Annotated in this window: 18 protein-coding genes and 1 tRNA gene; 8 read left to right on the top strand and 11 right to left on the bottom strand. The window is 71.6% G+C overall.

The window, feature by feature from the left end; genetic code table 11:
- Nucleotides 1–44 precede the first annotated feature (44 nt).
- Both ABEA82_RS17660 and ABEA82_RS17655 read right to left on the bottom strand, forming a co-directional pair.
- Nucleotides 45–120 (bottom strand) — tRNA-Gln (locus tag ABEA82_RS17660).
- Nucleotides 121–134: 14 nt separating this feature from the next.
- On the bottom strand, nucleotides 135–995 hold the full coding sequence (locus tag ABEA82_RS17655; protein WP_345662927.1) for a hypothetical protein: 861 nt from the start codon (nucleotides 993–995) through the stop codon (nucleotides 135–137).
- 167 nt (nucleotides 996–1,162) lie between these two features.
- Here ABEA82_RS17655 and ABEA82_RS17650 point away from each other — a divergent pair, with 167 nt between their 5' ends.
- Nucleotides 1,163–2,461, top strand: a complete 1,299-nt coding sequence (locus tag ABEA82_RS17650) for a sensor histidine kinase (protein WP_345662478.1) — start codon at nucleotides 1,163–1,165, stop codon at nucleotides 2,459–2,461.
- Nucleotides 2,462–2,498: 37 nt separating this feature from the next.
- On the opposite strand, the gene ABEA82_RS17645 is transcribed toward ABEA82_RS17650, so the two are convergent.
- Both ABEA82_RS17645 and ABEA82_RS17640 read right to left on the bottom strand, forming a co-directional pair.
- Nucleotides 2,499–2,993 (bottom strand): SUKH-3 domain-containing protein, encoded by a 495-nt coding sequence (locus tag ABEA82_RS17645; RefSeq protein WP_345662477.1) that lies wholly within the window; start codon nucleotides 2,991–2,993, stop codon nucleotides 2,499–2,501.
- A gap of 56 nt (nucleotides 2,994–3,049) precedes the next feature.
- A complete protein-coding gene (locus ABEA82_RS17640) occupies nucleotides 3,050–3,655 on the bottom strand; it encodes a YwqJ-related putative deaminase (RefSeq protein ID WP_345662476.1) in 606 nt (201 codons plus the stop codon).
- A gap of 376 nt (nucleotides 3,656–4,031) precedes the next feature.
- Between ABEA82_RS17640 and ABEA82_RS17635 the strand changes: the two genes are divergently transcribed.
- From ABEA82_RS17635 to ABEA82_RS17620, 4 genes are all read left to right on the top strand, one after another.
- The gene (locus ABEA82_RS17635) at nucleotides 4,032–5,036 is read left to right on the top strand and encodes an SMI1/KNR4 family protein (RefSeq protein WP_345662475.1); all 1,005 of its coding nucleotides are present in this window, start codon (nucleotides 4,032–4,034) and stop codon (nucleotides 5,034–5,036) included.
- 8 nt (nucleotides 5,037–5,044) lie between these two features.
- Nucleotides 5,045–7,846 carry an SUKH-4 family immunity protein gene (locus tag ABEA82_RS17630; protein WP_345662474.1) on the top strand — a complete coding sequence of 934 codons (2,802 nt, stop codon included), beginning with the start codon at nucleotides 5,045–5,047 and terminating at the stop codon, nucleotides 7,844–7,846.
- Nucleotides 7,847–8,055: 209 nt separating this feature from the next.
- On the top strand, nucleotides 8,056–8,517 hold the full coding sequence (locus tag ABEA82_RS17625) for a carboxymuconolactone decarboxylase family protein (protein WP_345662473.1): 462 nt from the start codon (nucleotides 8,056–8,058) through the stop codon (nucleotides 8,515–8,517).
- A gap of 141 nt (nucleotides 8,518–8,658) precedes the next feature.
- Nucleotides 8,659–9,546: a coiled-coil domain-containing protein gene (locus ABEA82_RS17620; RefSeq protein ID WP_345662472.1), complete on the top strand. Its 888-nt coding sequence runs from the start codon at nucleotides 8,659–8,661 to the stop codon at nucleotides 9,544–9,546.
- Nucleotides 9,547–9,804: 258 nt separating this feature from the next.
- Here the strand turns inward: ABEA82_RS17620 and ABEA82_RS17615 are convergent, their stop codons facing one another.
- The 4 genes from ABEA82_RS17615 to ABEA82_RS17600 form a co-directional block, all read right to left on the bottom strand.
- Nucleotides 9,805–11,418: a sodium/solute symporter gene (locus tag ABEA82_RS17615; RefSeq protein WP_345662471.1), complete on the bottom strand. Its 1,614-nt coding sequence runs from the start codon at nucleotides 11,416–11,418 to the stop codon at nucleotides 9,805–9,807.
- The gene (locus ABEA82_RS17610) at nucleotides 11,415–11,855 is read right to left on the bottom strand and encodes a DUF485 domain-containing protein (protein WP_345662470.1); all 441 of its coding nucleotides are present in this window, start codon (nucleotides 11,853–11,855) and stop codon (nucleotides 11,415–11,417) included. The genes ABEA82_RS17615 and ABEA82_RS17610 overlap by 4 nt, the downstream gene beginning before the upstream one ends.
- Before the next feature lie 170 nt (nucleotides 11,856–12,025).
- A complete protein-coding gene (locus tag ABEA82_RS17605; RefSeq protein WP_345662469.1) occupies nucleotides 12,026–12,541 on the bottom strand; it encodes a GNAT family N-acetyltransferase in 516 nt (171 codons plus the stop codon).
- 20 nt (nucleotides 12,542–12,561) lie between these two features.
- The gene (locus ABEA82_RS17600) at nucleotides 12,562–14,055 is read right to left on the bottom strand and encodes an MFS transporter (protein WP_345662468.1); all 1,494 of its coding nucleotides are present in this window, start codon (nucleotides 14,053–14,055) and stop codon (nucleotides 12,562–12,564) included.
- Between the two features lie 385 nt (nucleotides 14,056–14,440).
- Here ABEA82_RS17600 and ABEA82_RS17595 point away from each other — a divergent pair, with 385 nt between their 5' ends.
- From ABEA82_RS17595 to mfd, 3 genes are all read left to right on the top strand, one after another.
- The gene (locus ABEA82_RS17595) at nucleotides 14,441–15,229 is read left to right on the top strand and encodes an ABC transporter ATP-binding protein (RefSeq protein ID WP_345662467.1); all 789 of its coding nucleotides are present in this window, start codon (nucleotides 14,441–14,443) and stop codon (nucleotides 15,227–15,229) included.
- On the top strand, nucleotides 15,226–17,805 hold the full coding sequence (locus ABEA82_RS17590) for an ABC transporter permease (protein ID WP_345662466.1): 2,580 nt from the start codon (nucleotides 15,226–15,228) through the stop codon (nucleotides 17,803–17,805). The genes ABEA82_RS17595 and ABEA82_RS17590 overlap by 4 nt, the downstream gene beginning before the upstream one ends.
- Nucleotides 17,806–18,144: 339 nt before the next feature.
- Nucleotides 18,145–21,702 carry a transcription-repair coupling factor gene (mfd, locus tag ABEA82_RS17585; protein WP_345662465.1) on the top strand — a complete coding sequence of 1,186 codons (3,558 nt, stop codon included), beginning with the start codon at nucleotides 18,145–18,147 and terminating at the stop codon, nucleotides 21,700–21,702.
- A gap of 47 nt (nucleotides 21,703–21,749) precedes the next feature.
- Here the strand turns inward: mfd and ABEA82_RS17580 are convergent, their stop codons facing one another.
- The 3 genes from ABEA82_RS17580 to ABEA82_RS17570 form a co-directional block, all read right to left on the bottom strand.
- Nucleotides 21,750–22,121 (bottom strand): MerR family transcriptional regulator, encoded by a 372-nt coding sequence (locus ABEA82_RS17580; RefSeq protein ID WP_345662926.1) that lies wholly within the window; start codon nucleotides 22,119–22,121, stop codon nucleotides 21,750–21,752.
- A gap of 35 nt (nucleotides 22,122–22,156) precedes the next feature.
- Nucleotides 22,157–22,918: an SDR family NAD(P)-dependent oxidoreductase gene (locus tag ABEA82_RS17575; protein ID WP_345662464.1), complete on the bottom strand. Its 762-nt coding sequence runs from the start codon at nucleotides 22,916–22,918 to the stop codon at nucleotides 22,157–22,159.
- 127 nt (nucleotides 22,919–23,045) lie between these two features.
- A complete protein-coding gene (locus tag ABEA82_RS17570) occupies nucleotides 23,046–23,231 on the bottom strand; it encodes an antitoxin (protein ID WP_345662463.1) in 186 nt (61 codons plus the stop codon).
- Nucleotides 23,232–23,309 lie beyond the last annotated feature (78 nt).

Here is a 23,309-nt window from a genome sequence, read left to right as displayed (position 1 = left end):
GGGGGTTTGTCGGTCGGGACCCGAACTGAGGTCTTGGGTGCTGGTGGCTCCCCCGCAAGGATTCGAACCTTGTCCTGCTGGTACCAAAAACCAGTGTGCTGCCAGTTACACCACGGGGGACAGCGCCTCAGACCTTACCGGAGACGTGCTTGAGCGTGGGCAACGATGCCGCTCCACCAGCCCTCGATGCGGTTGTACAGCTCGGCACTTCGGGCCACGGTGACGACGAGGCAGCCGTGGTAGTCGGCGCCGGTGTTTTTGCGGACGGTTTTCGGGTTGTGCTTCTTCAGCGTCGGCCTGGCGAAGACTGAGGGGTCGACGTCAGCCAGGTCTGCCCAAAAGCGGTGGGCCGCGTCGATGTCCGCAGATTCGTGGATGAGCACCCGGAAGCGCAGGCGTTCCCTGCTCACCCCGAGCAGGTCGAGCCAGGCCAGGTAGACCTGGATCACGCCAGGGTCACTGTTGACGAAGACGACCCGCTCGCGCCGGTCGTACGGCTTGCTCTTGGCGCCCTCGGCCCAGTACAGGGCAACGCCTGTAAGGAACAATTCCCTGTCCGTGAGGTCGCCGGCCTCCTGCGCTGCACTCTCCTTGGTCTGCTTGCGCTCCTCGTCCTGCGTGGCGCGGAGGCGTGCGAGGCCTGCCTGCATGAGCGCCCGTTGTTCCTCTGGGGTGTATCGAGGCTTGGGCTTCGGGAGATCTCGCACCCACAGCGACACCGAACTCCTCGAACACCCCAGCTCCACCTCGATCTGGTCGTACGTCCAGCCCTGGAGTCGGAGCTCCCTCGCTTTCTCTCGTAGGTCGTCCTTCGCGTTCGGGCGCTTCGTCCAGGCCGGTGGCGGTTCGCCCTTCACCAGCTGGTTGAGGATGTCGTTGTTGAAGATCTTCAGTTCGTCGCGGATCTGGCGGAGGCTGAGGCCGGCTCGTCGCAACGCCACCGCCCTCTCCCGCAGCCCTTCGAAGTCGGCGTATTTGCCAGACGCATGTGTCATACGCATACCGTCCGGGCGGAATGGAGGCTTCCGGGGTCGAACGGTGAGCGATTCAGCAGTTCGAGGGATATCGGGCGGTAACGCGTCCGAACGGTCACGGAGTGTGGTGCAGGCCAGTCCGGGAAACTCATCGGAAAACCGGCGGTGGGCGCCCGTAGGCTGGAGGCATGACCGCGACGGGGGAAGACCATGTGACGGCCCGGGGAGGGCCGTGGTGGTGGGGCAGACGGCGCAGTGCCGTGTTCGATGTGAGTCTGGCCGTGGTGTCCGCGCTGGAGTGCGCGCTGGAAGGGATCCCGTTCGCCAGGGACGCGGGGATCCCGGTCGCGGCGGGGGTGGTGTTCGGGCTGCTGGCCGGCGCCGTGCTGGTGGTGCGGCGGCGGTGGCCGATCGCCGTGGTGCTGGTCTCGATCGCGATCACGCCCGCCGAGATGGGTTTCCTGATGGGCGTGGTCGGTCTGTACACGCTGGCCGCGTCGGAGCTGCCCCGGCGGATCATCGGTTCGCTGGCGGGGATGTCGCTGGTGGGGACGCTCATCGTGACGTTCGTGAAGACGCAGCAGGACATGGTGCGGGGGGATCTGGAGCTGGGGGACTGGTTCGTGCCCTTCGCGGCGATCACGATGTCGCTGGGGTTCACGGCGCCTCCGGTGCTGCTGGGGCTGTACGTGGGGGCGCGGCGGCGTCTGATGGAGAGCTTGCGGGAGCGTGCGGACAGTCTGGAGCGGGAGCTTCAGTTGCTGGCGGAGCGGGCTGAGGAGCGGGCGGAGTGGGCCCGGAACGAGGAGCGGACGCGGATCGCCCGGGAGATGCACGATGTGGTCGCGCATCGGGTGAGTCTGATGGTGGTGCATGCCGCGGCGTTGCAGGCCGTTGCGCGGAAGGATCCCGAGAAGGCGGTGCGGAATGCGGCGCTGGTGGGGGACATGGGGCGGCAGGCGTTGACCGAGTTGCGGGAGATGCTCGGGGTGCTGCGCAGTGGTGGGGAGGGGCGGCGGGTGTCTGCCGCGTCGGTGCCGTTGGCGGCGGTGGGGGTGGCTGCTGCGGCGGCGGCTTCGCGGGCGGCTGATGACGAGGGGCCGTGTCTGGCGGAGCTTGAGGAGTTGGTGGGGCAGTCGGCGGCGGCGGGGATGGTGGTGGCTCTGTCGGTGGAGGGGGATGTGCGGTCGTATGCGCCGGAGGTGGAGCAGACGGCGTATCGGGTGGTGCAGGAGGCGTTGACGAACGTCCATAAGCACGCGGCGGGTGCGAAGACGTATGTGCGGTTGGCGCATCGGGTGTCGGAGCTTGCGATGCAGGTGGAGAACGAGCCGCCGGAGGAGGCGGCGTCGTCGGCTCGGTTGCCGTCCGGGGGGAACGGGCTGGTGGGGATGAAGGAGCGCGTGTCGGCGTTGGGTGGGGTGTTCGTGTCGGGGCCGACGGATGCGGGGGGTTTTCGGGTGTCGGCGGTGATTCCGGCGTCGTAGCCGGTCAGGTGGCTGTCAGGCGGTTGTCAGGTAGTTGTCAGGCGGTTGTCAGGCGGCTGGGTTCGGTGCCGGCGATGAGGGTGGAGAGGGCTTGGTCGATGTCGGCGCCGAGGTACCAGTCGCCGGTGTGGTCGAGGGTGTAGACGCGGCCGTCGGTGTCGATGGCGAGGAGACCTTGGTGGTCGGTCTCGGCGCCGAGTGGGCAGACCTGGGTGCCGAGGGCGCGGCCGAGGTCGCCGAGGGTGCGGGCCATGTGGAGGCCGTGCAGGGGGTCGAGGTGGAGGGTGGCGGGGGCGACCTGGCGGCCGGGGCCGGTGGGGGTGATGTGGAGGCCGCCGAATTCGGCCCAGGCTTCGACGGCGGCGGGGAAGACGCTGTGGCGGTGGCCGGCGGGTGAGGCGTGGTCGCGCAGGGCGTCGGCCCAGATCTCGGCTTGTTTGATGTCCCAGCGTCCGGGTTGCCAGCCGGCGGCGCGCAGCGCGGCGTCGACGGGTACGGCGAAGCGGGTGCTGGAGGTGCGGTCGGTGTGCATCTGCCCTTCGTCTCGTCGAGGTGCCGTGTTGCGTGGTGTTCGGGGTGGGGGTGGCCTCAGGTGTTCTGGGAGGCGGGGTCGACCACGCGGACGCCGAAGTGGGCGCTGAGTGCGGTGCAGGCGCGGCAGGGGGTGGCGAAGCTGCCGTGGAGGGGGTCGCCGTCTTCGCGGATGCGGCGGGCGGTGAGTTTGGCCTGTTTGAGGGCTTTGCGGGCTTCGCCGTTGGTCATGGGTTTGCGTGCCGCGCGTTTGCTGCGGGCGGTGTCGGCGGCGGCGATGTGGCGGGAGATGAGGATGGTTTCGGCGCAGCGGCCGGTGAAGCGGTCGCGTTGGGCGCTGGTGAGGGTGTCCAGGAAGTCCTGGACGAGGGGGTGCAGGGTGGGGGGTGTGTCGCCGCGGGCGGCGGTGCCGGTGAGGGTGGTGCCGCGGACGGAGAGGGCGGCGGCGACGGTGGGGAGGATGCCGTCGCGGCGGTGGTGGAGGACGGGGGTGTGGGTGGCCGCGGTGGCGCTCCAGCCGATGCGGGGGTCGCCGTGCCGTGGGTCGTCGGCTTGAGGGTCGTTGCCTCGTGGGTCGCCGTGCCGTGGGTCGCCGTGCCGCGGGTCGCCGTTTTGCGGGGCGGCGGACCTGCCGGTGTGCGGTCCCGTCTGTGTCGCGTTCATGATCGTCTTCCCCTCCGTGCATCCCCCCGGGGGTCACAGACTGCCAAATGCCGTGGCTGGTGCGGAAGCTGGGGCGTGGTGACACGCCCGTACCGGGGCGTGGCGTCACGGTGGGGTGACGCCTGGTCACGGAAGCGGAGGGGGTGCTGACCGGTGCCGGTGACCGGTGTCGCCGTACCGCATAGGCTGTCGGCACCGCGGGCCATGCGGTGATCCGTTCGGAGATCGATGCAGTGAACCGGAGGGTGATCCGCGCGGTGGGCGCGTGGTGGAGTGCAGAGAAGTCGAGACAGCAGACGTGACAGTCGATACGGGCCGTAGGACGCCGAGGGTGGTCGAATACGGGTCGTACAGAGTGCCGCAGGGGGCAACCGCCATGACGACAGGTCGGCTCGGGCAGCGAGCCGCGCCGCCGAACGCGGCCTACGCCGGGCAGGTCGTGCATTTCCCGGACCCGGTCCGGGCGGCACGTCACCCGAGGGGGGTGCGGGTCGACGAGCATGGCTACCCCGACTTCTCGCCCTACGCGCGTGCGGCAGCGGAGATCGCGGAGCCGCCGGAGGGTTTCGGTGTCGACGAGTTGCGGCTGACGGACTACGTGTCGGCGAATTCGGCGCTGGCGGCGTCCGGGCACGAGTTGTGGGACACGGTGCCGGCGGTGGCGACGCCGCACGGCTGGACGTGGCACCACGCGGTGGGCACGCGGCGGCTGGAGCTGGTTCCGGTCGAGGTGAAGGCGTTGCTGCGGCATCACGGCGGTGTGGCCACGTCGGGTGTCGACCATGGCAAGCGTGGCACGCGGCCGTTGCAGGAGACGCGTCCGGCGCACTTCGGGCTGCCGAAGTCGGGCGTGGCGGTGACGGAGTCGCAGGTGCAGGGGGTCGAGGAGGATCTCGGCTACCGGCTGCCGGGCGCGTACCGGTCGTTCCTGAAGGCGGCGGGGGGTTGTGCGCCGGTGGGTGCCGCGCTGGACGCGGAGCTGGGGCTGCTGATCGATCAGCCGTTCTTCACGGTGCGCGACGAGGCCGCGGTCAATGACCTGGTGTACGTCAACAAGTGTCTGCGTGACCATCTGACCAAGGACTACCTGGGGATCGCGTTCGTCCAGGGCGGGCTGCTGGCCGTGAAGGTGAAGGGCGAGCGGATCGGGTCCGTGTGGTTCTGCGCGTACGACGACGCGCGGGACGTGGATCCCTCGCTGCCGCCTGCGGAGCGGGTGGAGCGGTTGCTGCTGCCGTGCGGGGACGACTTCGATGTCTTCCTGTCGCGGCTGGCGGGCAATCCGCCGGAGTTGGAGACGGTGGCGAACCTGATGGTGGACGGTGGGTTCGCGCGTGTGGCGCCGGTGGGCGCGGTGTCGTCCTCGGCTGTGGGGGAGTGACGTCAGCGATGGTGACCTTCGCGCAGGCGCAGGAGCGCGCGGAAGAGTGGATCAACGGGGAGCTGCCGTCGTACCAGCATCGTGAGGTGCGGGTGCGGGAGTTCGACCTCGGGTTCGTGGTGTGGGCCGAGGACCGTGCGGACGGGCCGCGTTCGGACGGGGGTGCGCAGCGGCTGGTGATCGCGCGTGACAGTGGCGAGGCGACGCTGTGGCCGGGGCTGCCGGTGGGTGAGGTGATCCGCCGGTACGAGGAGGAGTACGGCCGTCGGGACGCGGCGGAGGATCCGGCGCCGGCGCCTCCCGCGCGGGTGGATCTGAATCAGACGTCGTTCCTGCTGACTCCGCCGGAGTGGTTGCAGGACGCCGCCGACAAGATGGGGATTCCGGATCGGCGGGGTGGTGGCGGTGCCGGGGCGGGCGCCGCGCCGGCTTCTTCCGCTCCTTCTGCCGCTCCTTCTGCCGGTGAGCCTGCCGGTGGTGGTTCCACAGGGGATTCCGTTTCCGGGAGTGGTACGACGTGGCCGGCTGCTGGAGGCAGCGACTCCGGTGACTCCGGGGAGGTGGCGCCGGGTGCGCCTGCCGGGGCGACGCCGTGGGCCGGTACGGACACGAACGCGGATGCCGGTGACGACCGTTCCGTGCCGCTGCCCGCGACGGTCTTCGCGCCGCCGCTGAGCGAGGCCGACGGTGACGCGCCGCAGCCGCCGACAGCGACCCCCGACGCCAAGACGGCGCTGATCTCGGGGGGGAGCCGGCTTCCGCCGACGGCGGTGTCGCCGGCGGTCGAGGAGCCGAACGCGCGGGGTGGTGCGCCGGGCTACGGCTATCCGCCGGGGCCGGGTGCGGCTCCCGGGGGGCCGGGTACGCCGCCCGGTGGGGTGCCGCAGGGCGGTACGCCTCCGCCCGCGCCGGGTGGGCAGCCGTACGGGTATCCGCAGGGTGGGCAGGGGAGTACGCCCGCGCCCGCGCCGAACGCCGGTGACATCGCGGACGCCGCGACCAGCAAGGCCGCTCCGCCGCCGGGTCGTGGGCGGGGTGCGGGTCCGACGACGCCGCCTCCGCCGGGCGCCCCGGGGACGCCGGGTGCGCGGCCGGGCGGCACGCCTGCTCCGTCGGGGCCCGGGGCGCCGGGTACTCCGGCGGGTGGTTACGTGCCCACGCAGCTTGTGTCGGCGCTCGGTCCTGAGGGGCCCGGGGGGCCTGGAGCCGAGGGCCCGGGCGGGCCTGCCGCTCCTGGTGGTCCCGGTGGCCCCGGTGGTCCTGGTGTTCCCGGGGGCTCTTCGGGTGCGGGTGTCGCGGGTGCGCCGCTGCCTCCCCAGCAGCCGCCCGGTCCTCCTGGTGCGCCGCAGCCTCCTGGTGCCCCGAACCCGCCCGGTGCGCCGGGTGGCACGCCTCCCGGCGGTGTCCACCACGCGGCCACGGTGTTCGCCGACCCCGGTCGGCCGGGCCCGGGCGCGCCTCCGCCGCCTCCGGGTGCTCCTGGGGCACCGGGTGCGCCGCAGCCGCCCGGAGCTCCGAATCCGCCCGGTGGTCCCGGTGCCCCGGGTGCCCCCGGTGGCGGTGCGGGCCCGGTGCATCACGCGGAGACCATGCTGGCCACGCCCCCGCCGGGCGGCCCGGGCGTGCCTCCGCCGCCGCAGGCCCCGGGCGCGCCGCCCGGGGCACCCCCCGCTGCTCCTGGCGCCCCGGGTGCCGCCGGTGTGCCCGGCGCCGCCCCGCCCATGCCGCCCGGAGCGATGCCGGGTGCGGTGCCGCCGCCCGGTGCGGTGCCGCCGCCCGGTCAGCCCGCTCCCGGGCAGCCGCCGGCGTACGGGTATCCGCAGCAGCCCACCGGTCAGCCGACGGTCGGTCCCGGCTACCAGGCCGTGCTGCGCTACCGCGCGCAGGACGGGTCGGAGCAGCAGCTGATCCGGCGTTCGGCGCCCGGTACGCCGCACCCGGAGTGGCAGATCTTCCACGAGCTGCGGGCCATGAACGTGCCCCCGGGCCAGGTGCTGGAGCTGCACACCGAGCTGGAGTCGTGCGAGCTGCCGGGCGCGTACTGCGCGCGGATGATCCGGGAGCAGTGGCCGCAGGCGCGCATCACGAGCATCGCGCCGTACGGCACGGACCATGCGAGCCGGCAGCAGGGCATGCAGCAACTGCTGGCCCACCAGGGCGAGTTGCATCAGGTGGCGGACGGTCCGGCGCGTCCGGCTCCGGTGCGGGCGCCGTTGCCGCCGGTGCAGGCGGTGCCGCCGGTTCCGCCGGAGGCGGTCGCGCAGGAGCTGGGTGCGGCGTTCGGGCCGGGGGTGTTCCGGTTCGAGCAGGCCGCCGTGTCCCGGCAGGGTGTGCCGCCGGTCGTGGCGCACACGCTGGTGGTGGCCGGTCTGCCGGTGGACATGGGTCCGTTCTTCTGGGCGCAGGCCCAGCCGGGGCGGCCCGTTCCGACGCTGGCGGAGCTGGCGGCCGAGCGCGGGGTGCAGCCGGCCCCGGACGCGGGGTCGTACCTGGTGATGGGCAGTGACTTCGGCAAGGCGATCTGTGTGCAGTACGGCACGGCGAACATCGTCGCGGTGCCGGTGGAGGCGGGGCCCGGCGGGGCGCCCGTACCGCCGCAGTTCGTGAACACGGGGCTGCCGGAGTTCGCGCGGTGCCTGGCGCTGCTCGGGCGGATGTGGCGGCTGCGGTTCGGGCTGAACCAGGAGCAGGCGGGCCGTTGGACCGTCGACTTCCAGGCGCAGCTGGCCGCGCTGGACCCGGCGGCGCTGGGATCGCCGGAGAGCTGGTGGTCGGTGCTGCTGGAACAGATGTGGGACGGACTGCTGTGACGCGCCTCCGCTGAGGTGGTCCGTGGAGCCGGGTCCGGTCGCTGGTAGGGCGGCCGGGCCCGGCTTTTTTCGTACCGGGAGGGCGGTGGAAGGTTCTCCGGAGATTTCTTCCAGGTTCTTCGGGCCGGGCTGTCACACCTTGGTCCGCCGCTCCGTCAGTGCAGTGACAGCGCAGCAGCGCAGCACCGCCGACGCAGGAGGCAGAGACCATGCAGGCACGAATGACCAACCCGGCGTACGTCCTTCCCGGCGCGATGAAGGGCATCGGCACCCTCTTCCAGGCGATCGGGGAGGGCGGGCTTCGGCAGGACGTGGCGGAGATCGTCGGGCTGCGGGCCAGTCAGATCAACGGCTGTGGCGCCTGTGTGCACGGGCACGTCGCCAATCTCCGCAAGGCGGGGGTGAGCGAGGAACGCATCGCGGCCGTCGCCGCCTGGCGGCACGCGCCGTTCTTCTCGGACGCCGAGCGGGCCGCGCTGAAGCTGGCGGAGGCGATGACGCGGCTGTCGGACCTGTCGGGGGAGTCGGTGCCGGACGCGCTGTGGGACGAGGTGGCCGACCACTTCGACGAGAAGGAGCTCTCCGCGCTGATCCTGACCGTCGCGGTCACCAACATGTTCAACCGCATCAACACGACCGTCCAGGAGCCCGCGGGCACCACCTGGGGGTGAGGGGCGTGCGGCCCGGCCGTGGGCCGTTACCCCGGTGCGGAGTGTCGCGTTATGAACACTTCCCCCTTATCCACCAAGATGTGCGAAATCATCCAGTTTTGTACTCGGTTTCGCGTCGGTGTGGTGGAGAGGGGTCCCCGGATGAGCAGCGCATCGGTGTCTCCGCACGGCTTCGTGGCCGTGCGGGGACGCGGCTACCGTCCCCAGCAGGTCGACGAGTACGTCGGCGCCCTCTCGGCGGGGCGCGACGCGGCCTGGGAGCGGGCCGCCCGGCTGACGGTGCTCGCCCGGGAGATGGGCGCGGAGCTGGAGCAACTGCGGGAGGTCGTGGCGGGACTGGCGCCGCAGACCTACGAGTCGCTCGGCGAGGGGGCCCGGCGGCTCTTCGAACTCGGCCAGGAGGAGGCCGCGGCCGTACGGGAGCGGGCGCGGGAGGAGGCGTGGCAACTCGTGAACGAGGCGCGGACGTCCGCGGCCGATGTGCGCGAGTCCGCGCAGGCGCAGGCCGACACCGTGCGGGCCGAGGCCGACGACCGCGCCCGGCACCGGCTGCTCGCGGCGCGCGCCGAGGCCGACGAGATCCTCGCCTCGGCCCGCGGCGAGGCGAAGGAACAGCGGGGCGAGGCGCTGGCCGCCTTGCGGGAGGTGCGGCTGCGTACGTCCGGGCGGCTGGCCGAGCAGGACAAGGAACGCGCCGAGCGGTGGGCCGAGGTGGAGCGGGAGGAGGAGGCCCGGGCGGCGGAACTCGACGCGCGGCACGCGGAGGCGGTGGAGCGCGCCGAGGCGGCCCTCGCCGAGGCGGAACAGGCCTTCGCCGACGCCCAGATCTCGGCCCGGACCCGGCAGGAGGAGGCGCAGGCGCGTGCCGAGGTGCTGGTCGCCGAGGCCCGTGAGCGCGCGGAGTCCGTCGACCAGGAGACGGACCGGGTGCTCCGCGAGCACACCCGGCACGCGGAGGTGGTGCGGGCGCACATCGACCGCGTCCACGCCAACCTGGCGGCGTGGGCGGGGCAGTCGGCGGCGGACTGACCTGCGGTACTGGGGCGGTCCCGCACGGAGGGGGCGGTCCTGTACGGAAGGTGCGGTGCCGCCCGGAGGGTGCGGTCCCGCACGGAGGGTGCGGTCCCGCACGGAGGGTGCGGTGCCGCCCGGAAGGTGCGGTCCTGCATGGAAGGTGCGGTGCCGCCCCGAGGTGCGGTGCCGCATGGCACGGCACGGCGGCTTCTCGGCTGCCGTGCCGTCTGCGTGTCCGTTGTGCGGCGGCCGCCGGCCGGGGCGGGGTCGCTGTCAGCGGTCCTTGCGTGTCGCCCCCGCGAGGATCCAGCCCTCCACCGCCTCGTACTGGTGGCGCTGTTCCTCCGACTTGCGACGGCCGGAGAGCAGCGTGCCCAGCCAGCCGAAGGCGAAGCCCAGGGGGATGGTGACCAGGCCGGTGGTGGTGAGCGGGAACCAGTTGAAGTCGGCGTCGGGGAACGCCGACACGGGCGAGCCGGAGACCAGGTTGGTGCCCGGCATCAGCAGCAGGACGGCCAGCGAACCGCCGATGAGGGTGCAGAGCAGGCCCGTCCGGGTGTAGCGGCGCCAGAAGAGGCTGTAGACCAGGGCGGGCGCGATGGCCGAGGCGCCGAGGCAGAACGACAGCGTCACCAGGGGCTGCAGACTGCGGTGCTGGACCTGTGTGGCCAGGAGGATCGCCGGGAGGCCCACCGCCAGCGCCGAGATCCGGGCCAGCGTCATCTCGCGGCGCGGTGACATCTCCTGCACCCGGGCGGCGAACACGTCGTGCGCGAGGGAGTTGGCGCAGGCGAGGATCATCCCGGCGACGGAGGCGAGCAGCGTGAGGAAGACGGCCGTGGTGACGGTCGTGAACAGGAACGTCTCCGCCGTCGACACGTCCGCGCCGAACGCCGCCTGGGAGCCCAGCAGATAGGCCGTGTTGCCCCGCGGGTCGACCTGCGCGATCACCGCCCGTCCGACCAGGGCCGTCGCGCCGAAGCCGACGACCGTGATGACGAGGACGAACAGGGCCACGCCGGACACCGCCCAGGACATGGAACGCCGTACCTGCCGGGCGCTGGAGGCCGTGTACATGCGCATGGTGACGTGTGGCAGGACGCCACCGCCGAGGACCACCGTCAGCTGTGTGGTGATCATGTCCAGGCGGGGGCTGGGTCCGCCGGCGAACTGCAGGCCCGAGGAGAGGAACGCCGGGCCCACGCCGCTGTGGTCGGCGGCCGCGTCGAACAGGGCCCCCGGATTCCAGTCGAAGCGGTTCAGGATCAGTACGGCGACGACGATGCCGGAACCGAGCAGCATCACGATCTTCAGGATCTGGATGAGGGCGGTGCCCTTCATGCCGCCGATCGCCGCGTAGCTGATCATCAGCGCGCCCACGCCGATGATGCAGCCGGTCTGCAGCGACTCGCCGGAGAAGCCGAGGACGAACGCCATCAGCTGCCCGGTCCCCGCCAACTGCACCAGCATCAGCGGCACCAGCGCCGCGAGGGTCACCGCGCAGGCGGCGATGCGGACAGCGCGTCCCGGCATACGGCGGGTCAGCGCGTCGCCCATGGTGAACCGGCCCGCGTTGCGCAGCGGTTCGGCCAGCAGGAACATCAGCAGCATCAGCGACAGGGCCGTACTCAGGGCCAGGACGGTCCCGTCGTAGCCGAACAGGGCGATCACGCCGCCGGTGCCGAGGACGGTCGCGGCGGAGATGTAGTCACCGGCGATCGCCAGGCCGTTGCGCATGGGGGACAGGGAGCTGTAGCCCGTGTAGAACTCGTCGAGGTCGTCCCGGTCCGGGCCCGTCATCACGCACAGCAGCAGCGTGATCGTGGCGACGGCGGAGAAGCCGACCAGGGACATCGCCTGGGCGTTGCCGCTGAACTCGGTGGTCACCGTGCCCCCTCCCGCCTGGCGTCCAGCTCGGCCTGCTTGCGGATCCGTTCCGCGATCGGGTCGACATGGCGGCGGGCCGTGTGTTCGTACAGGGCGATCGCCAGCCAGGTGACGGGGACCTGGACGAGCGCGAGCAGCAGGCCGGTGGGCAGGCCGTCGGTGACGGTGCTCGTCATGAAGGACGGCGCGAACGCGGACAGCAGCAGGAACAGGATGAAGTAGCCGAGCGCCGTGAGCGTGGCCACCCGCCGCTGCCACCGGTAGGCGCTGCGCAGGACCCTCAGGTCGCTGTGGTGCCCGAGCGCGGGGTAGTGGTGCTGGGGACGCCTCGCGGCCGCCGGTTCCGGCTCCGGTTGCGGCACCCAGGGATAGCTGTCGTAGGAGGGGGAGTAACCGGGCGGTCGGTACGGGTGGGAGGGCGGTGGGTCGTAGGACATCCCGGTGCTCCTTGCGCGGGTCGGGTCCGGTGCGGCGGACCGCAGGGAGGTGGGGGGCAGGCGGCCACGCACGTTACTTCGGAGTACCCGGACTGCGCGAGGGTTTCGCCAAACTGATTGGTCGGTATGCGCTTACCCTTTCGACCTCGGGTGTTACCCGTGCCGACGCGTCACGCCGACGCGGGCCCGGGCCCGGAGTCGAGAGGCCGGCGTACGTAACGGACCCCGGGACGGCCGTCGACGGTCGTGTCCTCGACGCGTGTGAAGCCGTTGCGGGCCAGGACCCTCATGGACGCCTCGTTGTCCAGGGTCGTGACGGCGGTGAGGGACGTCAGCCCGTAGTCGGTGGCGGCCAGCCGGCACACCTGCGCGACGGCCGCCGACGCCACGCCCCGGCCCGCCGCGCGTTCGCCGACGCGGTAGCCCAGTTCGGCGCTGCCGTCCACCAGGTCCATCAGGTTCACCCGGCCGATCAGCTCGCCCTCCTCCCCGAGGACGACATGGAAGCGGCACACGCCCGCGTGCTGCTCCGCCAGGAGCGCCCGCAGGCGTGCGGCGAAGCCCGCCGCGGTGAAGTAGGCGTCCCCGCGGTCCGGCACCGTGCGGGCGAAGTACGCCCGGTTCTCCCACTCGAAGGCCAGCAGTGCGTCCGCGTGATCCGCGTGAAGGGGCTCCAACGTCACCATGGGCGGGAGGATACGTACCGTCAGTCCGTGAGAACCGGGAATTTCCGGGGCGCCAGGAACAGCAGCACCAGGAACGCCAGGGCCGCCGCGCACGAGGCACCCAGGTAGACCGCGTCCACCGCGTCGGCGATCGCCCGCCGGGTCACCTCCGGTGCGGTGCCCGAGGCGAGCGCCCGGGTCACCGAGTCGAGGTCGCTCGCGCCACCGAGCCTGGCGGCCAGCACCCCGTTGGCGATCGCGCCGAAAACCGCCGCGCCGATCGTCTGGCCGGTCTGCCGGCAGAACAGCACGGACGCCGTCGTCGTACCCCGCTCGGCCCACCCCACCGTCGACTGCACACCGACGATGAGCGGCAACTGGAACAGCCCCAGCGCGGCGCCGAGCAGCAGCATCAGCAGCGTGGGCTGCCACGCCCGACCGGGATACGGCAGGAACGGGAACGCGAACAGGATCAGCGCGGCCGCTCCGATGCCCAGCATCGCGGTGTTGCGGAAGCCGATCCGCCGGTACACGTGCTGACTGAGCGCGGCCGATACGGGCCAGCTCAACGTCCACACGGAGAGCACGAATCCGGCCGCCACGGGCGCGAGGCCCAGCACCGACTGGGCGTAGGTGGGCAGGAACACCGTCGGCGCGACCATCAGCAGCCCCAGCGCTCCCAGGGCCAGATTGACCGCCGCGATCGTGCGGCGCCGCCACACCCAGCCCGGGATGATCGGCTCGGCCGCCCGGCGCTCCACCAGCACCACGACCGCGACCAGGGCAAGTCCCGTGGCGAACAGGGCGAGTGAGGGCGCCGACAGCCACGGCCACGCCACCCCGCCCTGCACCAGGGCGATGAGCAGGACGCCGCCGCAGGCGAACACCGCGAGCGAGCCCGCCCAGTCCACGCGCGCGTGCGTGCCCTTCTCCCGCTGCGGCTCGTGCAGGTGACGGGCGATCAGCCACAGCGCGACCGCGCCGATCGGCAGGTTGACCAGGAAGATCCAGCGCCAGTCCGCGTACGCGGCGAGCACCCCGCCGAGGCCCGGGCCGGCGACCGCGGACACCGCCCACACGGTGGACAGCTTCGACTGGATCTTGGGGCGGTCCTTCAGCGGGTAGAGGTCGGCGGCGAGCGTCTGCACGGTGCCCTGGAGGGCGCCGCCGCCCAGGCCCTGCACGACGCGGAACGCGATGAGCGCCCCCATGTTCCAGGCCAGCGCGCACAGCAGTGAGCCCAGCAGGAAGAGCACCGAGCCCGCGACCAGGACCGGCTTGCGGCCGAAGGTGTCGGAGAGCTTGCCGTAGACGGGCAGCGTGACGGTGACGGCCAGCAGGTAGCCGGAGAACAGCCAGGAGAAGACGGAGAAGCCGCCGAGGTCCCCGACGATCTGGGGGACGGCGGTGGAGACGATGGTGGCGTCGAGCGCCGCCAGCGCCATCGAGAGCATCAGGGCGGCGACGACGGCTCCGCGCCGGCCGGTCGTGGCGGGACGCGCTGCCTCATGTGTCGCCGGTCTGGTGCTTCCCACCCCGGAACCCTTCCCTCGGTTCTGCCTGCCCCTTGCACCTATCTGCCGCCGGACAGCTTCCCACTTGACCCTGACATCGCGGGAGGGTGGAGCCTGAATGGGCCGTGGGGTGGAGCGAACCCTGAGAGCGTCTCCACCCTTCGGTGGACTGCCCCTAGGGGTACCTCCGTACTACGACCTGGGGAGGGTTCGTACCGGCGGAGGACGAGACGCCCGGGGGGCCGTCCTTAACCTGGCTTTACGCCGCTGGGGGGCGGTTTCACACACCGGCGGGGGTGGGGTTTTCCACAGGAAAAGACTGCGCTGAGCACCAGGGCGCGGGACCCCACCCCGCCGGAAGACTTGAGGCACGTCATCAACTGCTGACCGACATAGGAGACATACCGTGACATCGGCTGTGACCATTCCCAGGCACGGGGGTACTGGAGGGCGTACGGCCGTTGCCGCGCGGGCTCGGCAGGTCGTGAAGGCGTACGGGTCCGGTGAGACCCGTGTCGTCGCCCTCGACCACGTCGACGTGGACATCGCACGCGGCCAGTTCACCGCGATCATGGGCCCCTCGGGGTCCGGCAAGTCCACGCTCATGCACTGCCTCGCCGGACTCGACACCGTCACCGGCGGTCAGATCTACCTCGACGACACCGAGATCACCGGCCTGAAGGACAAGAAGCTCACCCGACTGCGCAGGGACCGCATCGGGTTCATCTTCCAGGCGTTCAACCTGCTGCCCACGCTGAACGCGCTGGAGAACATCACGCTGCCCATGGACATCGCGGGCCGCAAGCCCGACAAGCAGTGGCTGGCGCGGGTCGTGGAGACCGTCGGGCTCGCCGAGCGGCTGGGGCACCGGCCCACCCAGCTGTCCGGCGGCCAGCAGCAGCGCGTCGCCGTGGCGCGGGCCCTGGCGGCCCGGCCCGAGATCATCTTCGGGGACGAGCCGACCGGGAACCTCGACTCGCGCGCCGGCGCCGAGGTGCTCGGCTTCCTGCGCCGCTCGGTCGACGAACTGGGCCAGACCATCGTGATGGTCACCCACGACCCGGTCGCCGCCTCCTACGCGGACCGTGTGCTGTACCTCGCAGACGGCCGCATCGTCGACGAGATGCACAAGCCGACCGCGGAGGCCGTCCTGGACCGCATGAAGGACTTCGACGCCCGGGGGCGTACGTCATGACCGTCATGAAGACCTCCCTGCGCAACTTCGTCGCGCACAAGGGCCGGATGGCGCTCTCCGCGATCGCCGTCCTGCTGTCGGTGGCCTTCGTCTGCGGGACGCTCGTCTTCACGGACACCATGTCGACCACGTTCGACAAGCTCTTCGCGGCCACGTCCTCGGACGTCACGGTGAGCGGCAAGGGCGCCTCCGACAGCGGCGAGACGACCTCCGACAACGGCAAGCCGCCGGTCATGCCGGCCTCCGTGCTGGGCGAGGTCCGCAAGGTGCAGGGCGTGAAGTCCGCCGAGGGCACGGTGTTCTCCACCTCGGTGACCGTCGTCGACGCTGACAAGGACAGCCTCTCGCCCTCCAGCGGCGCCCCGACCATCGTCGGCAGCTGGAACGGCAACGACGCCCGCACCATGAAGATCACCTCCGGTGTGGCGCCCAGGGGCCCCGACCAGATCATGGTCGACGCCGACACCGCCGACAAGCACGACCTGAAGCTCGGTGACGAGATCGGCGTGATCAGCGCCGTCGGCACCCACGAGGCGAAGATCTCCGGCATCGCCGACTTCACCGTCACCAACCCCGGCGCCGCGATCTTCTACCTCGACACCAGGACCGCCCAGCAGACCCTGGTCGGCGAGACCGGCGTCTACACCGACGTCAACGTCACCGCGGCCTCCGGCGTCAGCGACGACCAGCTGAAGAAGAACGTCAAGGCGGCGCTCGGCGGCGACGTCCAGGTGAAGACCGCCAAGGAGACCGCCGACGCCAACCAGAAGGACGTCGAGGGCTTCATGAACGTCATGAGGTACGCGATGCTCGGCTTCGCCGGGATCGCCTTCCTCGTCGGCATCTTTTTGATCATCAACACCTTCTCCATGCTGGTCGCCCAGCGCACCCGCGAGATCGGCCTGATGCGGGCCATCGGCTCCTCCCGCAAGCAGGTCAACCGCTCGGTGCTGGCCGAGGCGCTGCTGCTCGGCCTCGTCGGATCGGTGCTCGGCGTGGGCGCCGGTGTCGGCCTCGCCGTCGGCCTGATGAAGCTCATGGGCCAGATGGGCATGGAACTGTCCACCGACGACCTGACCGTGGCCTGGACGACCCCGGTGGTCGGCCTCGTCCTCGGCGTGGTCGTCACCGTCCTGGCCGCCTACCTGCCCGCCCGGCGCGCCGGCAAGATCTCCCCGATGGCCGCCCTGCGCGACGCGGGAGCCCCCGCGGACTCCAAGTCCAGCTGGATCCGCGGCGTGATCGGCACCGTCCTCACCGGCGCCGGCGGCTTCGGCCTGTACCTGGCGGCGGCGGCCGACAAGGCCAAGGAGGGCTCGCTGTGGCTCGGCCTCGGCGTGGTGCTGTCGCTGATCGGGTTCGTCGTCATCGGCCCGCTGCTCGCCGGCGGTGTGGTCCGCGTCCTCGGCGCCGTCCTGCTGCGCATGTTCGGCCCCGTCGGCCGCATGGCCGAGCGCAACGCCCTGCGCAACCCGCGCCGCACCGGCGCGACCGGCGCCGCGCTGATGATCGGCCTCGCCCTGGTGGCGTGCCTGTCCGTGGTCGGCTCGTCCATGGTGGCGTCCGCCACCGACCAGCTCGACAAGACCGTCGGCACGGACTTCATCCTCCAGTCCGACAGCGGCCAGCTGATCACCCCGCAGGCGGTCGAGGCCGCGAAGTCGGCGAAGAACGTGGAGCGGGTCACCGAGTACAAGTGGAGCAAGGCCGACTTCACCACCCCCGACGGCAAGACGCTCAAGGACACGGCGATCACGGCGGCCGACCCGTCCTACGCGACGGACCTGCGCACCGAGACCGTCGCCGGCAAGCTCCCCGACGCCTACAAGCCCGACTCGATGTCCGTGCACGAGAAGTTCGCCAAGGACCACGGCATCAGCCTCGGCTCCAAGATCAAGGTGGCCTTCAAGGACGGCCGGACCGCCGACCTCACGGTCCGGGCGATCACCAGCAGTGACGTCGTGATCGACGCGGGCGCGATGTACACGTCCATCTCGACGATGGCCAAGTACGTCCCGGCCGACAAGATGCCGCTGGACTCGCTGCTCTTCGCCACCGCCGAGGAGGGACGGCAGGACGCCGCCTACACGTCCCTGAAGTCGGCGCTGCACGACTACCCGCAGTACACCGTGCGCGACCAGACCGACTACAAGCAGGCCCTGAAGGACCAGATCGGCCAGCTGCTCAACATGATCTACGGTCTGCTGGCCCTGGCGATCATCGTCGCCGTCCTGGGCGTGGTGAACACCCTGGCGCTGTCCGTGGTGGAGCGCACCCGGGAGATCGGCCTGATGCGGGCCATCGGCCTCTCCCGCCGCCAGCTGCGCCGCATGATCCGCATGGAGTCCGTCGTCATCGCCCTCTTCGGCGCCCTCCTGGGCCTCGGACTGGGCATGGGCTGGGGCGCCACCGCGCAGCAGTTGCTCGCCCTGGAGGGCCTGGGGGTCCTGGAGATCCCCTGGCCGACCATCATCGGCGTCTTCATCGGCTCGGCGTTCGTCGGACTGTTCGCGGCACTGATCCCGGCGTTCCGGGCGGGCCGGATGAACGTCCTGAACGCGATCGCGACGGAGTAGCGGCCGCACGCCGATACCACCCAGAACCACCGCACACGGGGGTTGCGGGGGCCCGGTGCCGGGGAGTCCAGTCCTGGACTCCCCGGCACCGGGTGCTTTCGCGACCGCGAGCCCGGCTTCCTGTTCGGCCGTTTCGGGCGGTAGGCGGGCACAGGTCCCGGGGGCCCAGGGAGCGGAGCCCCCTGGCGGGCCAGGACACCGACGCCGAGCACCTCACACCGAGCGGCGTCATCCACAGGCCCCCACGCCGAGCCGCGCAGCGTCGTACGCTGGAGACCCCCGGCCCGCGGCGCGCGTCGGGCCCGTCGTGTTGCCCACCCCTGGACGGATAAAGCCCCCATGAGCTTGCACGGTCTGCTCGACGCCGTAGTCAAGGACGCCGCCCTCGCGGAAGCGATCAAGGCAGCCGCGGACGGCAACCGCATGCACGTCGACCTGGTCGGCCCCCCAGCCGCCCGTCCCTTCGCGGTCGCCGGCCTGGCCCGCGACACGGGCCGCCCGGTGCTGGCCGTGACGGCGACGGGCCGCGAGGCGGAGGACCTGGCCGCCGCCCTGCGCTCCCTCCTCCCGCCGGAGGAGGTCGTGGAGTACCCGTCCTGGGAGACGCTCCCGCACGAGCGGCTCAGCCCCCGCAGCGACACCGTCGGCCGCCGCCTGGCCGTGCTGCGCCGGCTGGCCCACCCCCGCCCCGACGACCCCGAGACCGGCCCCGTCTCCGTCGTCGTGGCGCCCGTACGGTCCGTGCTCCAGCCGCAGGTCAAGGGCCTCGGCGACCTCGAACCCGTCTCGTTGAGGACAGGGCAGAGCGCCGACCTGGAGGAGATCGTCGACGCCCTGGCGGCCGCGGCGTACGCGCGCGTGGAGCTGGTCGAGAAGCGCGGCGAGTTCGCCGTCCGCGGTGGCATCCTCGACGTGTTCCCGCCCACCGAGGAACACCCCCTGCGCGTCGAGTTCTGGGGCGACGACGTCGAGGAGATCCGCTACTTCAAGGTCGCCGACCAGCGGTCCCTCGAAGTCGCCGAGCACGGCCTGTGGGCGCCGCCGTGCCGTGAACTGCTGCTCACCGAGGACGTCCGCGCGCGTGCGCGTGCCCTGGCCGAACAACACCCCGAGCTGGGCGAACTCCTCGGCAAGATCGCCGAGGGGATCGCCGTCGAGGGCATGGAGTCCCTCGCGCCGGTCCTCGTCGACGACATGGAGCTGCTGCTCGACGTGCTGCCCAAGGGCGCCATGGCCGTGGTCTGCGACCCGGAGCGGGTCCGCACGCGCGCGTCGGACCTCGTGGCCACCTCGCAGGAGTTCCTCCAGGCCTCCTGGGCGGCTACCGCCGGCGGCGGCGAGGCGCCCATCGACGTCGACGCGGCCTCCCTGTGGTCCATCGCGGACGTCCGCGACCGGGCCCGCGAGCTGGACATGCTGTGGTGGTCGGTGTCGCCGTTCGCCGCGGACGAGGATCTCACGGCGACATATTCCGCTGACGCGGCGGGGGACACCCTGAAGCTGGGCATGCACGCCCCCGAGACCTACCGCGGCGACACCGCCAAGGCCCTCGCGGACACCAAGGGCTGGCTCGCCGACGGCTGGCGCACCGTGTTCGTCACCGAGGCCCACGGCCCGGCGGCCCGAACGGTCGAGGTACTGGGCGGCGAGGGCATCGCGGCCCGCCTCGACTCCGACCTCGCCGAGATCTCCCCGTCCGTCGTGCACGTGGCGTGCGGCTCGATCGACCACGGCTTCGTCGACACGGCCCTGAGACTCGCCGTCCTCACCGAGACCGACCTGTCGGGTCAGAAGGCGTCCGGCCGCGAGGGCGCCCGCATGCCGGCCCGCCGCCGCAAGACCATCGACCCGCTCACCCTGGAGGCGGGCGACTACATCGTCCACGAGCAGCACGGCGTGGGCCGCTACATCGAGATGGTGCAGCGCGTCGTGCAGGGCGCCACCCGCGAGTACCTGGTCGTCGAGTACGCCCCCGCCAAGCGCGGCCAGCCCGGCGACCGCCTCTACATCCCCACCGACCAGCTGGAGCAGATCACCAAGTACGTCGGCGGCGAGGCCCCCACCCTGCACCGCCTGGGCGGCGCCGACTGGACGAAGACGAAGGCCCGCGCGAAGAAGGCCGTCAAGGAGATCGCCGCCGACCTCATCAGGCTGTACAGCGCGCGCATGGCCGCCCCCGGGCACGCCTTCGGGGCGGACACCCCCTGGCAGCGCGAGCTGGAGGACGCCTTCCCCTACGCGGAGACGCCCGACCAGCTCACCACCATCGCCGAGGTCAAGGAAGACATGGAGAAGACGGTCCCGATGGACCGCCTGATCTGCGGCGACGTCGGCTACGGCAAGACCGAGATCGCGGTCCGGGCCGCCTTCAAGGCCGTCCAGGACGGCAAGCAGGTGGCCGTCCTCGTCCCCACGACCCTGCTGGTGCAGCAGCACTTCGGGACGTTCAGCGAGCGCTACGCGCAGTTCCCGGTCAACGTGAAGGCCCTCTCCCGCTTCCAGACCGACACCGAGGCCAAGGCGGTCCTGGAGGGCCTGCGCGAGGGCTCGGTCGACATCGTCATCGGCACGCACCGCCTGTTCTCCTCCGAGACGAAGTTCAAGGACCTGGGCCTCGTCATCGTCGACGAGGAGCAGCGCTTCGGCGTCGAGCACAAGGAGCAGCTGAAGAAGCTCCGGGCCAACGTCGACGTGCTGACCATGTCCGCCACCCCGATCCCGAGGACGCTGGAGATGGCGGTGACCGGCATCCGCGAGATGTCGACGATCACGACACCGCCGGAGGAACGGCACCCGGTGCTGACCTTCGTCGGCCCGTACGAGGAGAAGCAGATCGGCGCGGCCATCCGTCGTGAACTGCTGCGCGAGGGCCAGGTCTTCTACATCCACAACCGGGTCGAGTCGATCGACCGGGCCGCGGCCCGGCTGCGCGAGATCGTCCCCGAGGCACGCATCGCCACCGCGCACGGGCAGATGTCGGAACAGGCGCTGGAGCAGGTCGTCGTCGACTTCTGGGAGAAGAAGTTCGACGTGCTGGTGTCCACGACGATCGTGGAGTCCGGCATCGACATCTCCAACGCCAACACCCTCATCGTGGAGCGCGGCGACAACTTCGGCCTCTCCCAGCTGCACCAGCTGCGCGGCCGGGTGGGCCGGGGCCGCGAGCGCGGCTACGCCTACTTCCTCTACCCGCCCGAGAAGCCGCTGACCGAGACCGCGCACGAGCGGCTCGCCACCATCGCCCAGCACACGGAGATGGGCGCGGGCATGTACGTGGCGATGAAGGACCTGGAGATCCGCGGCGCGGGCAACCTGCTCGGCGGCGAGCAGTCCGGCCACATCGCGGGCGTCGGCTTCGACCTGTACGTGCGGATGGTCGGCGAGGCCGTCGCCGACTACCGGCGCCAGCTGGAGACCGGCGAGATCGAGGAGGAGCCGCCGCTCGAGGTCAAGATCGAGCTGCCCGTCGACGCGCACGTCCCGCACGACTACGCGCCGGGCGAGCGCCTGCGCCTCCAGGCGTACCGCGCCATCGCCTCCGCCAACTCGGAGGAGGACATCAAGGCCGTCCGCGAGGAACTCGTCGACCGCTACGGCAAGCTGCCCGAACCCGTGGAGAACCTGCTGCTCGTGGCAGGTCTGCGGATGTTCGCGCGGGCGTGCGGCGTCGGGGAGATCGTGCTCCAGGGCAACAACATCCGCTTCGCTCCGGTGGAGTTGCGCGAGTCGCAGGAGCTGCGGGTCAAGCGGCTGTACCCCGGGGTCGTCATCAAGCCCGCGGTCCACCAGGTGCTGGTGCCGCGCCCGAAGACCGCGAAGGTGGGCGGGAAGCCGCTGGTCGGGCGGGAGTTGCTGGCGTGGGTCGGGGAGTTCCTGACGTCGGTACTGGGCTCCTGACGGCCGGCCCAGGGCTTCGGGGGGACAGGCCCTGGCCCGAGGGGCCGTCAGGCCACCGGCCGTACGCGGGCGCCGGTGGCCTCGCGCAGTGCCGCAGCCAGCCGGTCGCGGACCGCGACCTGCGCGGCGATGCGCGCGTCCAGCACCGCGAGGCGCCCGGCGGCGACCCGGAGCGCCTCGTCGGAGGCGGGCCCTGCCGTGACGTCACCGTCGAGGCAGGGCAGGAACACCCGTACGTCGTCCAGCGTCAGGCCCACCTCCAGCAGCCGGCGGACGTTGCGGACACGGACGGCCGTACCGGCGTCGTACAGGCGGTAGCCGTTCGCGGCGCGCACGGAGGTGATGAACCCCGCCTGCTCGTAGTGGCGCAGGGCGCGCGGCGTCGTGCCGGTCGCCTCGGCGAGTTCACCGATCCGCATGGTCCGCGTGAGGGGTTCTGCCATGAGCGCCAGTCTCATGCGACCACCGCACCACCGTCCACCGGCAGGACCACGCCGGTGACGAACGAGGCCTGCGGCGAGGCCAGTCCGGTGATCGCCCAGGCGACCTCCTCGGGCCGTCCGACCCGGCCGAGGGGCGTGTGCCGGAGCTGCCACGCCCGGACCGCGGCCTGCTGCTCGGGAGTCCGGCCCGAGTGCTCGCCGATCGGTGTGTCGATCGCACCCGGGGCCACCGCGGCGACCCGGATCCCCAGCGGGGCGAGCTCGACCGCCCAACTGCGCGTGAGCACTTCCAGGGCCGCCTTCCCGGCCGCGTACAGGGAGTTGCCCGGCCAGCCACGCTGCCCGACGGACGTCGTCACGTTCACGATCACGCCGCGGCTGTCCTCGAGAGCGGGGAGCGCGGCCTGGACGAGCAGCACGGGAGCGATGAGGTTCGTCGCGAGCAGGGGCTCGACGGCGGTACGCGTGTACGTGCGCAGGGACTGGAGGCTCACGATGCCGGCGTTGTTGACGAGCACGTCGATCCGGCCGTGCCGGTCGAGTGCCGTGCGGACGATGGTCTCGGGGCCGTCGGCCGCGGTGACGTCGGCGACGAGCGGGCTGATGCGGGACGGGTCGTGGGCGGCGGTCTCGGCGAGGGGCGCCTCGCGGCGGCCCACCGCCACGACGTGAGCCCCCTCGTCGGCGAAGGCGCGGACGGTGGCGCGGCCTATGCCGGTACCAGCGCCGGTGACGAGAACGGTGCGCGGGGTCTTCTGGTGCGGAGCTGTCATACGGGGATCGTCGGACCCTGACGCCGGTGTCAAGGTCAAGCAAGAGAGTGCGCCATGACGCCCCTCGGCGCGCGAAGCCGCCCGCAGGAGTGGTGCCTCCGCGGGCGGCCTCTGAAGTCAGGAGGCCTTACTGACCCTCGGGCCGGTCGCGGTCGCGGTCCATGCCCAGTGAGCCCTCGGCCCGCTGCTGCCCCCGGTCGATCTGCTCCTCGTACTTGCCGCCGGTCTTCTCGTTCATCCTCTGCTCGGCGGTGTCCGAGCCTTGCTTGGCCTTGTGCCGCCCCTGGCTCTTGAACCGGTCGAAGATACCCATGCAGAGCTCCTTCCAGAGGTCATTCACGACCGACGATACGCGTGACATGCGAAGAATGCTCATTTAGTCCCACTGTGG

Source organism: Streptomyces venetus (assembly GCF_039540295.1).
GTDB lineage: Bacteria > Actinomycetota > Actinomycetes > Streptomycetales > Streptomycetaceae > Streptomyces > Streptomyces venetus.
This window is presented reverse-complemented; position numbering and strand designations above follow the sequence as displayed.

Coding starts and splice junctions, on each gene's coding strand:
- ABEA82_RS17640 (WP_345662476.1), bottom strand. CDS start 3,655: ATGAACGCGACACAGACGGGACCGCACACCGGCAGGTCCGCCGCCCCG.
- ABEA82_RS17655 (WP_345662927.1), bottom strand. CDS start 995: ATGACACATGCGTCTGGCAAATACGCCGACTTCGAAGGGCTGCGGGAG.
- ABEA82_RS17645 (WP_345662477.1), bottom strand. CDS start 2,993: ATGCACACCGACCGCACCTCCAGCACCCGCTTCGCCGTACCCGTCGAC.
- ABEA82_RS17605 (WP_345662469.1), bottom strand. CDS start 12,541: ATGGTGACGTTGGAGCCCCTTCACGCGGATCACGCGGACGCACTGCTG.
- ABEA82_RS17575 (WP_345662464.1), bottom strand. CDS start 22,918: ATGACAGCTCCGCACCAGAAGACCCCGCGCACCGTTCTCGTCACCGGC.
- ABEA82_RS17590 (WP_345662466.1), top strand. CDS start 15,226: ATGACCGTCATGAAGACCTCCCTGCGCAACTTCGTCGCGCACAAGGGC.
- ABEA82_RS17620 (WP_345662472.1), top strand. CDS start 8,659: ATGAGCAGCGCATCGGTGTCTCCGCACGGCTTCGTGGCCGTGCGGGGA.
- ABEA82_RS17570 (WP_345662463.1), bottom strand. CDS start 23,231: ATGGGTATCTTCGACCGGTTCAAGAGCCAGGGGCGGCACAAGGCCAAG.
- ABEA82_RS17630 (WP_345662474.1), top strand. CDS start 5,045: ATGGTGACCTTCGCGCAGGCGCAGGAGCGCGCGGAAGAGTGGATCAAC.
- ABEA82_RS17580 (WP_345662926.1), bottom strand. CDS start 22,121: ATGCGGATCGGTGAACTCGCCGAGGCGACCGGCACGACGCCGCGCGCC.
- ABEA82_RS17610 (WP_345662470.1), bottom strand. CDS start 11,855: ATGTCCTACGACCCACCGCCCTCCCACCCGTACCGACCGCCCGGTTAC.
- ABEA82_RS17650 (WP_345662478.1), top strand. CDS start 1,163: ATGACCGCGACGGGGGAAGACCATGTGACGGCCCGGGGAGGGCCGTGG.
- ABEA82_RS17625 (WP_345662473.1), top strand. CDS start 8,056: ATGCAGGCACGAATGACCAACCCGGCGTACGTCCTTCCCGGCGCGATG.
- mfd (WP_345662465.1), top strand. CDS start 18,145: ATGAGCTTGCACGGTCTGCTCGACGCCGTAGTCAAGGACGCCGCCCTC.
- ABEA82_RS17635 (WP_345662475.1), top strand. CDS start 4,032: ATGACGACAGGTCGGCTCGGGCAGCGAGCCGCGCCGCCGAACGCGGCC.